The 14,191-nt window shown below is 47.3% G+C and carries 14 protein-coding genes; all 14 read right to left on the reverse strand.

The window, feature by feature from the left end; genetic code table 11:
• Nucleotides 1-62: 62 nt before the first annotated feature.
• Nucleotides 63-1,781 carry a phospho-sugar mutase gene (locus J2T20_RS02610; protein WP_307585302.1) on the reverse strand — a complete coding sequence of 573 codons (1,719 nt, stop codon included), beginning with the start codon at nucleotides 1,779-1,781 and terminating at the stop codon, nucleotides 63-65.
• A 38-nt stretch (nucleotides 1,782-1,819) separates the two neighbouring features.
• Nucleotides 1,820-2,242: a 3-hydroxyacyl-ACP dehydratase FabZ gene (fabZ, locus tag J2T20_RS02615; protein WP_307585304.1), complete on the reverse strand. Its 423-nt coding sequence runs from the start codon at nucleotides 2,240-2,242 to the stop codon at nucleotides 1,820-1,822.
• Nucleotides 2,243-2,505: 263 nt separating this feature from the next.
• The gene (locus J2T20_RS02620; RefSeq protein WP_307585306.1) at nucleotides 2,506-2,727 is read right to left on the reverse strand and encodes a DNA-directed RNA polymerase subunit beta; all 222 of its coding nucleotides are present in this window, start codon (nucleotides 2,725-2,727) and stop codon (nucleotides 2,506-2,508) included.
• A 9-nt stretch (nucleotides 2,728-2,736) separates the two neighbouring features.
• The gene (locus tag J2T20_RS02625) at nucleotides 2,737-3,558 is read right to left on the reverse strand and encodes a flagellar hook-basal body protein (protein ID WP_307585308.1); all 822 of its coding nucleotides are present in this window, start codon (nucleotides 3,556-3,558) and stop codon (nucleotides 2,737-2,739) included.
• Between the two features lie 14 nt (nucleotides 3,559-3,572).
• Nucleotides 3,573-4,448 (reverse strand): flagellar hook-basal body protein, encoded by an 876-nt coding sequence (locus tag J2T20_RS02630; protein ID WP_307585310.1) that lies wholly within the window; start codon nucleotides 4,446-4,448, stop codon nucleotides 3,573-3,575.
• A 44-nt stretch (nucleotides 4,449-4,492) separates the two neighbouring features.
• Nucleotides 4,493-5,491, reverse strand: coding sequence for a rod shape-determining protein (locus J2T20_RS02635; protein ID WP_307585312.1), 999 nt, complete (start codon nucleotides 5,489-5,491; stop codon nucleotides 4,493-4,495).
• Nucleotides 5,492-5,621: 130 nt separating this feature from the next.
• Complete coding sequence (gene spoIIID, locus J2T20_RS02640) at nucleotides 5,622-5,909, reverse strand: sporulation transcriptional regulator SpoIIID (protein ID WP_307585313.1); 288 nt, start codon at nucleotides 5,907-5,909, stop codon at nucleotides 5,622-5,624.
• A gap of 207 nt (nucleotides 5,910-6,116) precedes the next feature.
• Entirely contained in the window at nucleotides 6,117-6,863 is a 747-nt protein-coding gene (locus J2T20_RS02645) for a M23 family metallopeptidase (protein WP_307585314.1), read from the reverse strand.
• A 60-nt stretch (nucleotides 6,864-6,923) separates the two neighbouring features.
• Nucleotides 6,924-7,907 (reverse strand): stage II sporulation protein D, encoded by a 984-nt coding sequence (gene spoIID, locus J2T20_RS02650; protein WP_307585316.1) that lies wholly within the window; start codon nucleotides 7,905-7,907, stop codon nucleotides 6,924-6,926.
• Nucleotides 7,908-8,914: 1,007 nt separating this feature from the next.
• Nucleotides 8,915-10,291 (reverse strand): UDP-N-acetylglucosamine 1-carboxyvinyltransferase, encoded by a 1,377-nt coding sequence (gene murA / locus J2T20_RS02655; RefSeq protein ID WP_307585318.1) that lies wholly within the window; start codon nucleotides 10,289-10,291, stop codon nucleotides 8,915-8,917.
• A 194-nt stretch (nucleotides 10,292-10,485) separates the two neighbouring features.
• Nucleotides 10,486-10,743 carry a DUF1146 family protein gene (locus J2T20_RS02660; RefSeq protein ID WP_307585320.1) on the reverse strand — a complete coding sequence of 86 codons (258 nt, stop codon included), beginning with the start codon at nucleotides 10,741-10,743 and terminating at the stop codon, nucleotides 10,486-10,488.
• 196 nt (nucleotides 10,744-10,939) lie between these two features.
• Nucleotides 10,940-11,356, reverse strand: coding sequence for a F0F1 ATP synthase subunit epsilon (locus J2T20_RS02665; RefSeq protein WP_307585322.1), 417 nt, complete (start codon nucleotides 11,354-11,356; stop codon nucleotides 10,940-10,942).
• A 184-nt stretch (nucleotides 11,357-11,540) separates the two neighbouring features.
• Entirely contained in the window at nucleotides 11,541-12,941 is a 1,401-nt protein-coding gene (gene atpD / locus J2T20_RS02670; protein ID WP_307585324.1) for a F0F1 ATP synthase subunit beta, read from the reverse strand.
• Nucleotides 12,942-13,111: 170 nt separating this feature from the next.
• Nucleotides 13,112-13,981 carry an ATP synthase F1 subunit gamma gene (gene atpG / locus J2T20_RS02675; RefSeq protein WP_307585326.1) on the reverse strand — a complete coding sequence of 290 codons (870 nt, stop codon included), beginning with the start codon at nucleotides 13,979-13,981 and terminating at the stop codon, nucleotides 13,112-13,114.
• Nucleotides 13,982-14,191: the final 210 nt, after the last annotated feature.

The raw sequence follows: 14,191 nt of genomic DNA on the forward strand, positions 1-14,191 counted from the left end.
TTTGCCGTCCCAAAAGGGACGGTACCCGTTTCTCGTAAAAATAACACAATCTCTATTCTTAATTAGTTACCGTCAACACGTCCCATAACCTGCACAGTGAGTGCGGCTACTTTGTCCTTGGCATTCTGCAGTGATTCACCCCGCACCGCAAAATAAACCTTGATCTTCGGTTCTGTTCCAGAAGGACGCAAGCAGAACCATGAACCGTCAACGAGCAAATACTTCAGGACATTTTCCTTCGGCAGCCCGTTAATCCCCAAGGAGTAATCCAGAATTTCGCTAACAGCCGTACCCGCAATTTCCTGCGGAGGATTGCTGCGCCAGTCGTTCATAATTCCCTGAATCTGTGCGACACCGTCTTTTCCCTTCAGTGTCCGTGATTCTAGACTCTCCAGAAAATATCCAAATTGTTCATACAGCTCTTGAAGGACATCATACAATGTTTTGCCTTGGGCTTTGTAATAAGCACCCGCTTCAGCAATTAGCATAGCGGCCAATACAGCATCTTTATCACGGGCATAATTCCCCGCCAGATAACCATAGCTTTCCTCATAGCCGAAAAGATACGTATAATCGCCGGATGCTTCGAATTGCGTCATTTTTTCACCGATATATTTGAAGCCGGTCAGGGTGTTGAACACTGTTGCTCCGTAATGGCTCGCTACAGCGGCCCCCATCTCACTCGTCACTATCGTCTTCACAACGGCTCCATTTGTCGGAAGTTTCCCCTGCTCCTGCAAACGGCTCAAATAGTAATGGATCATCAAGGCACCAGATTGATTACCGGATAAAACCACAAACTTGCCATCCTTATCCCGCACCACTGCACCCATACGGTCAGCATCAGGGTCTGTACCAATCAATAGATCAGCATTCAGTTCCTCACCAAGCTCCATAGCTAAAGTGAAGGCTTCCCGCTCTTCAGGGTTAGGCGACTTCACTGTAGAGAACTCAGAATCCGGCTCTTCCTGCTGCGGTACAACGAATACCTCAGTAAAACCAATCTTGGAAAGAACCGAACGAACCGGAATATTGCCGGTTCCATGTAAAGGAGTAAATACGATTTTAAAATTACGACCTAGAGAGGATGTAATCTCTTCCCGGGCTACACTAACACTGGCTACTGTATCCGTAAAAGCCTCGTCCTCCTGCTCACCAAGCCAATGCAGCAAGCCTTGGCTCTCCGCCTCTTCCTGTGAGATGCGTTTCACTGCATCAAAGGAATCGACCTGTTGTATGTAGGAAATGACTTTCTCTGCTTCATCCGGAATTAATTGTCCACCATCGGCATTATACACCTTGTAGCCATTATACTCCGGTGGGTTATGGCTAGCCGTAATGACAATTCCGCCTGTCGCCTTCAGATCGCGAACACTGAATGAGAGCTGTGGTGTGGAGCGCAGGGATGGGAACAAATGCGTCTTAATCCCGTTACCCGCAAGCACAAGAGCGGCCTCCAGTGTAAACTCTGGGGAGAAGCGGCGCGAGTCATGGGCTATAACGACAGATGGGCTACCCTCACCATTATGTTGTTCTAGAATATATTTCGCGAAGCCTTGAGTTGCTCTTCCAACCGTATAACGGTTAATCCGGTTGCTGCCCGCACCAATAACACCGCGCAGACCCCCTGTACCAAACTCCAGATCTCTGTAAAAGCGTTCTTCAAGTTCCTTCGGGTCGTTCTCTAAGGCGCGGAGCTCTCCTTTCGTAGCTTCATCGACTAAAGGGTCCTGGAGCCAACGTTCCAAGGTTTCTAAGGCTTTTGGGCTTAACTGAGTCATATGAATCTCTCCTTCTCCATATATGTTGTATTTATGAATCAACTGAGCGCAAACATAATCTCGCCGGAAGCCACAACCTTACTATCCACTTTCGCGGTAGCCTGGCCTTTCCCGATGCTGCCCTTAAGGCGGGTAATCTCAACTTCCAGATGTAAGGTATCTCCCGGAACGACCTGGCCCCGAAAACGAAAGCCGTCTAGTCCTGCCAGAAAACCGATCTTGCCACGGTTAGCTTCAAGTCCCAGAATTGCAACAGCACCAACCTGCGCCAACGCCTCTGTGATCAGAACACCTGGCATCACCGGATAACCGGGGAAATGACCTGCAAAGAATGGCTCGTTAACTGTAACATTCTTAATACCTACTGCGCGTTTTCCCATTTCGATCTCAGTAATTTTGTCCACCAACAGAAATGGAGGCCGGTGGGGAATAATTTCTTGAATTTGATTAACATTCAGCATAGTGGTAAGACTCCTCCTTGGAATCAGCTAGTATCTTGATTATTCTTTGGCGGGATGCATAAATTTAGGCACCTTCGGCAAAAACTATATCTATCCTTCACCCCCTGCAGAAGTGGAGGTTCAGATAAGGGGCTTTCTCCACCGCTTAAGTGCAGCATGGCGGAGAGGGCCCTTTTTTACATTCTTTAGACCCCCCTCATTATACATTTTTCCGTATAAAAAAGAAAACTCCCCTGTATAACAAGGGAGTCCAAAAACTATACTTATGGAGCAAAAACCAGATCATATACATGCTTCCATGTGCTCCACTCGAACACATCTGCTAGTTCCTTCTTACCCAATATTACGTATCCCACAGCCAATCCGACTCCAAGTGCAGCTACAAGCAGTATAGGAATCAGAAACACCTGAATAATTCCCCATACCGGAATCCTGCGCTTTACCGGCTGTCTAGGTTCTTCTTGGCCGACCTCTTCCTTATTCAATTGCTTCACCTACCCGCGCATGTTATTAGCCAGACCTTGCATCTGGTCGCTGGAGGATAACGCCTTAGCTGCCAGCTGATAGGTGCGCTGAATCTGCATCATTTCCGTCATTTCCTTGCTTAAGTCAACGTTTGATTGCTCCAGCCACCCAGACCGTACCCCAACATCGGTTGCTTCACCTGCGGCTCTTTGGACAAACGCTTGTTGCTCCGTAACACCATCCGCCAACACATAGAAGTTTCCGTCTACCGCTTGCAGGGAATCCCTGCTTGACGGTTCAACAATCATTATTCTCCCCGCTGATACAGCAGGATCATTCTCGTTTTTCTTTATCAATATTTGACCTGTCTCATCGATAGCCACGTTCATGCCAACTGGGACTGTGACCGGTTTTTTGTCCGTATTCAGAACAGTGTTTCCGGTATTATCAACCAAAAGCATATTTTCAGCGTTAGCGGGGTCCGGAGTAAAATGAAAATCCCCTTGACGTGTATAAGCTATACCCCCATTGACCTGAACACCAAACAGACCGTTGCCCTGCAGCGATAAATCCGTAGGGATGCCTGTTTGTTTGAGCGTACCCTCTTCCCAGTTATTCGTAATCGAAGGCACACGAACCCCAAACCCAATATTAAAGCCCAATGGCATACTGCGTCCAGGCAATTTATAGTCATCGGATTGCTGCTGCACGCGAGTTAGTACATCTTCGAAGGAACCTTCCTTACTCTTATAGCCGTTGGTATTAAGATTGGCGATGTTATCGGCAATAATATCAAGTCGCTGTTGCAGACTGGACAAAGAGACAGATGCGCCGATTGTCGAGTTGTTCATGGGTTAACCTCCTTCTATACTCTGCCAACATCATTTACAGCCTTCTGCAGACTTGAGTCATAATATTGAATAACCTTCTGGTTAGCTTCATACGCTCGGAATGCAGCATTCATATCTACGGTTACCTGAGTAGCATCTACGTTGGAATTCTCCAGATAGCCCTGACGCACTTGCATATTATCATTGGCATCAGCGAAACGAATCTGCGCAGCCTCTGGGTCCTCTGCATGGAATACACCGTTTCCGTCACGCACTAAATCCATTGGCTTGGTAATGACACTAATGCCGATTCTGCTATTTGATCTTAGCCCAGTATTATTATCTATTAAATAGCCCTGCCCGTCCACCTTGAGTCGATCCTCAGGGCCGTTAAGCACCAATGGCTGGCTGTTTCCGTCAAGTACTTTGAACCCCCCAACACTAAGTACTTCACCAGTCGGACTTACTGAAAATTTACCATTACGTGTATATAAATTATTACCCTCATTATCCTGCACTGTAAAAAAAGCCTGGGGTTTATAGGTAACTTCCCCTTCAGCACTGATATGCTTACCCGAGCCGTCAAAAATCATAGGCTTATTGGTAGCAGGATCCATGATCTGCAAATCAGTAGATAATGCAAAATCAACAGTTTTACCGCTTTCAATAAGATCTCCCTGTAAAAACTGGGATACGGATTGCTCGGCAAACACACCAGTATTCAAACGCCCGATATTCTTGGTAGTACCGTTATGCATGGCTGCGATTAGAACATCCGGAAAAGCATGACTGACACTATCTACCTGCTTGTAGCCTGTTGTATTCAAATTGGCGATATTTTGTGTAGCTGTATCATGTCTGCGCTGCTGCGTAACCATACCGGCAGCTGCTGTATAAAGTCCTCTTAACATGAAGGCAGTCCCCTTCCTAAGCTTCTAACTTATATATCGGCCGCTTAGAATTTTTTCTTAATGACTTTATCCAAATGATCCAGCATAATACCTGTACCTTTAACCACACAATGCATCGGGTCTTCTGCCACCCACACCGGAACACGCAGCTCGTGGGCTAGCAGCTCGTCCAATCCATTCAGCAGCGCACCACCGCCGGTTAAAATAACACCACGGTCAATAATATCGGCTGAAAGTTCAGGCGGGGTTCTTTCCAGTACGGATTTAGCCGCAGCTACTATGGATGAGACCGGATCCCACAACGCTTCCTTAACTTCGCTAGAGGAAATAGAGAGAGTCCGAGGCAGTCCGCTTACCATATCACGACCGCGAATATCCATCTCACCTTTCATTCCGCTAGGGTGCACCGTTCCAATGGTCAGCTTGATATCCTCTGCTGTACGTTCCCCGATCAATAATTTATATTTTTGCTTAATATATTTTAAAATGGCTTCGTCGAACTTGTCCCCTGCAACTTTAATCGAAGAGGCGGTAACGACGTCGCCCATAGAAAGCACGGCTACATCCGTCGTTCCGCCGCCAATATCGACGACCATATTCCCGCTTGGTTGATAAATATCCATACCCGCTCCGATAGCAGCGGCTTTGGGCTCTTCTTCCATGAATACTTCCTTCGCCCCGCTGCGCTCCGCGGCTTCACGGATAGATTTCTGTTCTACGGATGTAATATTCGTAGGAGCGCAGATCAGAATGCGGGGACGTGAATACCAGGTACGGCCACCTACTCGATCGATGAAATACTTCAACATCATTTCAGTAATTTCAAAATCAGCGATAACGCCATCCCTAAGCGGACGGATCGTTACGATATTCCCAGGTGTACGTCCAACCATACGACGTGCCTGCTCTCCCACCGCAAGAACTCTCTTCGTATCACTTTCAAGCGTGACCACGGAAGGTTCATTCAGAACGACTCCCCTCCCTTTGACATGAATAAGCACATTGGCCGTGCCGAGATCGATTCCGATATCCTTGCTAAACATAGTGAAAGAGCCCCCAAAGTGTTATTTTCGACAGAAATAAAGGTAGATAGTACTAAATTTAAAAATACCATACTTTAGGGGATAGGCACAATGTATTATAACTGAATTATTCCTTAAAAATGCGAAAATGTTATGACTTAGACGCTACAGCAACTTCACGCTTTTTTCCTGTTGTTTTTTTATATTTTATTTTTGTTGCTTCTCCCCCCCGCAGATGACGAATCGATTTGTGATATTCGAGAATGTGCTTCACTTGATCAGCCAGATCAGGGTTAATCTCCGGTAGACGCTCGGTCAAGTCTTTATGCACTGTACTCTTTGAAACGCCAAATTCCTTGGCTATGGTTCGGACCGTGTGCCTGGTTTCCACGATGCAGCGTCCGATTTTGATCGTACGTTCCTTGATGTAATCGTGCACGCTCCCGCCTCCCAACTGTGGATAGTTTGGTACATTATATGAGGGGCGGGCCTATATATTCGCGCTTTCAGGACATGACAAGCTTAGGGAGGCTCATTTTATTTGGTGGACAACTCTTAAAAGGGCTAACCACAAGCATTTTTCATTTTAAATAATTAAAAAAGACAGGGGACTATAGTCCCCTGTCCCCTGCCTTTAGTCACGTATTTATTGTTGCGGAAGTATTTCCGAAGGATTCATAACCGCGCCATCCTCGTACACCTCAAAGTGTACATGATTGCCGAGACTTTTCTCAATCTCATTACGGCCTGCTGTTGCCAGCAGATCCCCCTGCTTCACATCATCGCCTTGCTTAACTTTGGGTTCTCCCACACTCTGATATACAGTCTTGACGTTACCCGGGTGGGTAATTTCAATAATTGTACCCATCACAGGGACATCCTCTACTCTTGTAACTTCACCGCTAAGCGCAGCTTTGACATCAAAGACCTGTTTATCCTCACGGGCAATATCAATTCCGGCATTCGGCACAAAGGTGTTATTGAACTGCACCATAGCCTCTTCGTGATTCTGTTCGGTTCCGTTCACATCATAAAACGGCTTGACGACTTTCACTTCAGCCGGATTACTCACCGGCCAGACCATATCTTCGGTATTGGCAACAACCTCAACCGCTTCGGGATCTCCGCTCACAGCATTATTTGTGCCAGCAGAGGCGCCTGTCTCCTGTTGTTGTACAACGGCGGCGGTGTCCCCAGTCAGCGGCTTTTGGCCTGCATCCTGATAGACCCACACCAAGGTTAGTATAATTGCCGCTGCCGCTGTGTAGACTGCCGGGAATACCCACCGTTTAGATAACAGTCTGTTCCATGAAGAAGGCTTTGCGCCCGATTCTCCCTGTGATTTTTTGAGAGACTCTTCATGGTTTGGTTTGTTTTTGTTTTGTTCATTCATAATCTATCACCTCAATAACCATTGTTACCGCGCTATTGAGTTTTATACGTATCTTGTAAGTTATTTTTTCAGAAGAGTTGAGACTTGGTTGAAAGAAACTCCACTATAGTAGTGTTTGAGAATTTGAGTAGCCGTCTTACCTTCTCTCGCCATTCCGTTCGCTCCCCATTGACTCATGCCGACACTATGTCCATTCCCGTAAGTGGTAATCTCGATTTGGGTGCCGTGAATACTCCAGGTAAACTGGGTAGATCTTAATTGGAGTTTCTCCCGCACTTCCCGACCCGTAAATATTACGCCTCCGATTGAAATCTCTTTAATATGATGCCCGGTAGTCATGGATAATATTTTTAAAAGTGGAGAGCTCCCGGACGAAGCAGACAGAGATTGCGTCTTTACCCGCTCAGAAGACTCTACGGATACTGGAATAGAGTCTTTGGTAGATGCTGTACTGACTCCCAGTTTGGACAGCAGTTCCGCAGTGCTGAACGTATAGGTAACTTTAAAATTGGGTGTGATTTCTTTCTCCCAGGGACTTGCCACACTGCGCAGATAAGGAACAGCCGCACTCCAGTAGTCCTCCGAGTTCTCTGTATATCCTCCACTGGAGGCGAAAAAGGACGCCGTAATCGGCTTGCCTTTGTAGGTCATGATCACCCCGCGCGTCTCTTTGACCGCGCGGCGAAGCTTGGCCAGTGCGGCGCTCTTGCCGCCGCGCTCCCACTGCTGCTCCAGCGTGTCCTTCGATACGTAAGCCTGATGGCTGATCGTATCGGTTACATTCGCGCCCGGAACGGGCACGCCACTGACGTCGCCGGCCACAAGGCGACGCAAGATAAAGGTGCGGGCCGCGACGGCCTGGGCTTTGAGCGCTTCGAGCTCAAAGTCCGCCGGCATTTCGGCCGCAATGACGCCGGTGACGTAGTCCTCCAGCGGCAGGCTTTCGATTTGTCCGCTGCGCGACAAATAGACGGAGACCTCCGGCTGCGGGGCATCCGCCGCCGGGAGTTCCGGCGCAGCCGGCTGGGCCGTGGCCTCCGGCACGGCCGGAACGTTGTGATCCCGATGTAGAGGGATCACTGCCAGCGGCAGCAGCAACGCCGCCAGCAGCGGGGCTGCAAGCCAAGCGGCGGGTGCCAGGCGGCGGAGCCGCGTGTTGCCCCGCCGTAAGGTGCCGCGACGTGTACGGAACCACCGCGGTGTCATTTTGCGTCGCCGCCAATTACGTAAATCTTTCATCTCTATGGCTCCTTCCAATGTCACTCCTGATTTCTTATAGATATGAAAATCAGAACACTGCTAGAACGACATATGAGAGAAAGAGAGTTGCTATGGAGTTGATTTTATCACTGATTTCCAGTGTGACCTAACTCTCAATAACGAACTGAATTGAACAGATAGGGATAGAGCTGAATCGTCGGGCATAAACAAGGGGAGAATAGACAGATTGAAAGAAACGGTAGTTAAACGGTAGATAAATGTAGCTAATCTAAAAAGGTAAAGTAAAACTCACAACCAGTTATAAATATAATGTGGGTCAGACAGCGAATTGTTGTACAAAGTGCAGGAATTCATCCGCTTCAGGTACCACATACGCCTAATTGTTGTACAAAGTGCAGGAATTCACTCGCTTCAGGTACCATATACGCCTAATTGTTGTACAAAGTGCAGGAATTCACCCGCTCCAGGTACCACATACGCATAATTGTTGTACAAAGTGCAGGAATTCATCCGTTACAGGTACCACATACGCCTAATTGCTGTACAAAGTACAGGAATTCATCCGCTTCAGGTGCCAAATACGCCTAATTGTTGTACAAAGTGCAGGAATTCACTCGCTACAGGTACCACATACGCCTAATTGTTGTACAAAGTGCAGGATTCAACTCGCTTCAGAGTGCTCTATACGACAAATTGTCGTATAATGTGCGGGATTCTGCACTATCGAACTGTGAACTCTTCTTTATCTAAAATGGGCTAATGCATCGATTAATATACAAAAAGACCCCTCTGCAATAAAAACTGCAGAGGGGTCTTTAGATGAGCTAGTATTACACCCAGGTAGGTTGAACTTGGAAGCGTTGCTTGACCTCTTCGCTTTTATGCGATTCGATCCTAACGGATTCTACCTTCACAGCTTCTTCTCTCGCTGTCTGTACGGCTGGCTCATCCTTCGTAATCCGCCAGATATCCGCGCCTAGACCGGACAGCTTCTCCGCTAAATGAACGTAACCGCGGTCGATATGATGTGTGCCGCTTACTTCTGTAGTGCCCTCAGCAACAAGACCTGCAAGGATCAGTGCTGCACCTGCACGAAGGTCAGTAGCGCATACTTTTGCACCAACCAAACGTGCATTCCCCGTAACAATCGCAGAACGTCCTTCGATCTTGATCTCAGCATTCATATTGTGGAACTCGTCAACATGCATAAAGCGATTCTCAAATACCGTTTCCGTTACGACACTCGTACCTTCGGAGTGCAGAAGCAAAGCCATCATTTGCGATTGCATATCTGTCGGGAAGCCTGGGTACGGCAGAGTTTTCAAATCGACAGCCTTTAACGGCTTATCGCTGATTACCCGTATCCCGTTCTCATCAGGAATAATGGTAACTCCCATTTCTTCCATCTTGGAAATAACCGGTCCTAAATGATCCGCAATTGCACCCTCAACATACACGTCTCCACCTGTAATAGCTGCTGCTGCCATGTATGTGCCTGCTTCGATACGGTCTGGAATTACATGATGTTTAACACCATGGAGACGCTCAACGCCTTCAATACGGATAACGCCTGTTCCCGCACCGCGCACGATACCGCCCATGCCGTTCAGGTAGTTCGCCAAATCGACAATTTCCGGCTCTTTTGCTGCATTTTCGATAACGGTCACACCTTCTGCCAGAGTAGCCGCCATCATTATATTTTCGGTCGCACCTACACTTGCTACATCCAAGTATATCTTGGCGCCGCGTAATCGACCGTTGCTTTTCGCTTCAATGTACCCTTGGCCGAGACTAATTTCTGCACCAAGTGCCTCAAAACCCTTTAGATGCTGATCAATGGGACGTGTTCCAATCGCACAACCACCCGGTAGGGATATTCTTGTGCGGCCATATCTAGATAACAGAGGACCCATTACCAAAAATGAAGCCCGCATTTTGCGCACCCATTCGTAAGGTGCTTCACAAGAAGATAAGTTTCTGGCATCCACCTGAATGATATCGTTCTTGTATGTAACCTCTGCACCCAGAAATTCCAAGACCTTACTAATTGTCATAACATCATCAAGTGGAGGTGCATCCACAATCACGCTTACTCCTTCTTCAGCCAATAGAGAGGCGGCTATGATTGGTAGTACGGAATTTTTTGCGCCGCTTACTTTCACGCTCCCGGTCAATCTGTTGCCACCGCGGACGATAAATTTACTCATTTTGGTTCCCTCCGCGCCCATTATTTCTTGATTAAAATAAATTAAAAAGTCAAATGCTACAGGTTGTCATTTCGTTTCATTCCATCTCATTTTTCGAGAAGAATCCTTAAATTTCAGTGTTGACATAATAAATTGTTATTATTCTGTGGTTTTTCGCAAAAGACCTATGACATTTATAACCGAACCGTCCGCCGTTAAAACATGTAGCGGATTTGGCCACTCCAGTTCAGATAATCCAGAATGAATCCTGCGACGAAATGACCTAGGACTATGGCTAACAACAAATGCAGCAGCCGCCCTTGTGGGCTCTTGGGATATCTTATGAACAAATCGAGCTTAAGGTTCTGCAATGCCCACCAAGATAACACAACACAGAGTAAAGATACAATCATTGACACTAATCCGCTGGTTCCAGCTGCATTAGTTAACGCATCGGACAACATATCATCCATCTTAAACCTCCGTATGTAGCTTACTCGGAAATCGACTCTTATATCATACTTGTCAAGGGCAAAAGAATCCAGTACTTTTGTAAAATTCATAGGTTCTAATTTTCATGCCGTACATACGTTCTGAATAAGGTAGTTCTTAAGAATCAGGTTGTTTTAAAAAAAGCGGTCAAGCCAGAGGCTTGACCGCTTTTCACCACTATTGTTGTCCTTTTCCTGTGGACACTTTGATCCGTGTAACAGCACGTTGCAGCGCAAGCTCGGCACGGCGGTGATCGATATCATCCTGTTTACTCCGAGCCTGAAGACGGCGTTGAGCCCGTTCTTTAGCAGCTTCGGCACGCTCAATATCGATATCAACAGGGAGCTCGGCACTTTCAGCCAGCACTGTCACCTTATCTTTATGCACTTCGACGAATCCGCCATGAACAGCGATCGTGATCGTAACACCGTCCGATTTAACGGACAACGGAGCAACCTGAAGTGGAGTTACAAGCGGAATGTGTCCCGGTAAAATGCCCAACTCACCTTCGACTCCCCGTACTGTCAAGCTATTAACCTGCTTGGAGTAGACGAGACGCTCCGGAGTGACAATTTCCAATAAAAAGGTATTCACTTCCATTCCTCCTATAAGCTTTACGAAGTAAAGCTCGCATCGAAAGCATCAGCCTAGCTTTACAAAGTAAAGCTCGCATCGAAAGCATTATCACAAAGCCTTACGAGTAGAGCTCGCTTCGAAAACATCATTCCAAAGCTTTACAAATTAAAGCTCGCTTCGAAAGCATCACCTGAGCTCAGGGTTACATCGATTTTGCTTTTTCAACTGCTTCTTCAATCGTACCCACAAAAAGGAATGCTACTTCTGGAAGATCATCATGTTTGCCATCCAGAATTTCCTTGAAGCTGCGTACAGTTTCTTTGATCGGCACGTATTTGCCTTTGAAGCCAGTGAACTGCTCTGCCACGTGGAAAGGCTGCGACAAGAAGCGTTCAACCTTACGTGCACGAGCTACGATAATCTTATCATCCTCACTCAACTCATCCATACCAAGAATGGCAATAATGTCCTGAAGCTCGGTATAACGCTGTAGCAACTGCTTAACGCCTTGTGCCACGTTGTAATGCTCTTCCCCTACAATTTCCGGAGCAAGCAAACGTGAGCTTGATGCAAGCGGATCTACGGCTGGGAAGATACCTTTTTCGGAGATTTTACGTTCAAGGTTAGTTGTTGCGTCCAAGTGGGCAAACGCCGTTGCCGGAGCGGGGTCAGTGTAGTCATCCGCTGGTACGTAGATCGCTTGAATGGAAGTAACAGAACCCTTTTTGGTAGAAGTAATACGCTCCTGCAATTGACCCATTTCAGTAGCCAGCGTTGGTTGGTAACCTACCGCGGAAGGCATACGTCCGAGCAATGCAGATACTTCAGAACCCGCTTGGGTAAAGCGGAATATATTATCGATGAAGAGCAGCGTATCGCGGCCTTCGACATCACGGAAATACTCCGCCATGGTCAGACCCGTTAGAGCTACACGCAAGCGCGCGCCCGGCGGCTCATTCATTTGTCCGAACACCATCGCCGTTTTCTTGATAACGCCGGAGTCGGTCATTTCATGGTACAAGTCATTACCTTCACGAGTACGTTCACCAACACCGGCGAATACGGAGATACCCCCGTGCTCTTGAGCGATGTTATTGATCAACTCTTGAATGGTTACTGTTTTACCTACGCCGGCACCGCCGAAGAGGCCAACTTTACCGCCTTTAGCGTAAGGTGCAAGCAGATCGATAACTTTAATTCCCGTTTCCAGAATCTCCGCTTGTGTTGACAGTTCATCAAACGTTGGAGCTAGACGGTGAATAGGGTTTCTCTCTGTGGCAAGAACTTCACCCGCATTATCAATCGGATTACCAAGTACGTTAAATACCCGGCCGAGAGTTGCTTCGCCTACAGGAACCGAAATAGGTCCTCCAAGGTCATTCGCTTCTAGTCCGCGAACTAGTCCATCTGTGGTAGACATGGCAATACAACGTACCAAGTTATCCCCCAGATGATTGGAAACCTCAAGTGTTAAATCAATCTTGCGGCCATTTTCCAAGCTGGTTTCAATTTTGATAGCGTTGAATATCTCGGGCAGCTGACCGCGTTCAAATTCAATATCAACAATCGCACCCATTATGCTTACAACGCGTCCTTTGTTCATCTTTGTTTCCCTCCTCGAAAGCTGGTACATAAGAAGAAACGACTGTGCCGACCGTCCCGTTAGGACCTTATGATCCTGACGTAAGCGATGCTGCGCACCCGCCTGGTCGGCACCCGTTTCTTGTAAAAAATAAGGCAAAGATAAGCACTCCGCTTAACTTTTCTTATCTATTAAGACTGCGCGTTCGCTCCGGCCACGATCTCGGTAATTTCCTGCGTAATCGCCGCTTGACGTGCACGGTTATACGTAAGTGTAAGTTCTCCGATCATTTTCGATGCGTTCTTCGTTGCACTGCCCATCGCTGTCATCTTTGCACCCAGCTCACTGGCTTTGCCATCCAAAATTGCGCTATAAATTAGAGTTTCAGCGTACTTGGGAAGCAGAACTTCCAATACACCTTCCGGTGAAGGCTCGTATTCGTAGCTCGCTTTTACTTCCTGATGCTCCGGAGCTGCTACTTGATCCATCGGAAGCAGACGGTCTACGGTTGGCACCTGGGTAATCGCGTTGACGAAACGGTTGTAGCAAATGTACAACTCGTCAAATCCGCCCGATTCAAACTGTTGTACCGCCGAGTATGCAATCGACTTGATGTCGGCAAACTTCGGCGCATCCGAAAGCTCGGTTACTTCTTCCACAATCGGATATTCACGGCGTCGCAAAAAGTCACGGCCTTTACGACCGATAACGAACAAATCGTACTCGTCTTTGGATTTGTGCCGCTCCGCGATAAGCATCGTCACTTTACGCAGAATGTTGGCGTTATATCCTCCAGCGAGGCCTCGGTCAGAGGTAACGATAAGATAGCCTGTTCTTTTCACAGGACGGCTGACCAGCATGGGATGCTGGATACCTTGCGTACCGGTAGCAATGCTAGTTACTACCTCTTTCAGCTTCTGCGAGTAAGGACGGGCGGCTTCCGCTTTCTCCTGTGCTTTTCTCAGCTTGGAGGCAGCTACCATCTCCATTGCTTTTGTGATCTGCTTGGTGTTTTGAACGCTCTTAATTTGACGTTTAATATCACGCATGCTTCTTGCCATGATTTCACCACCTTAAAGCTTTGACGAAGTCAAAGCTGACTTCGTAAGCGTTCTCTGGGCTTTGACGAAGTCAAAGCTGACTTCGTAAGCGTTCTCTGGGCTTTGACGAAGTCAAAGCTGACTTCGTAAGCATTCTCTTAGGCTTTGACGAAGTCAAAGCTGACTTCGTAAGCATTCTCTTAGCTTTGATGTATATCAAAACTCACTTCG

This window comes from Paenibacillus wynnii (assembly GCF_030812855.1).
GTDB lineage: Bacteria > Bacillota > Bacilli > Paenibacillales > Paenibacillaceae > Paenibacillus_AQ > Paenibacillus_AQ wynnii_A.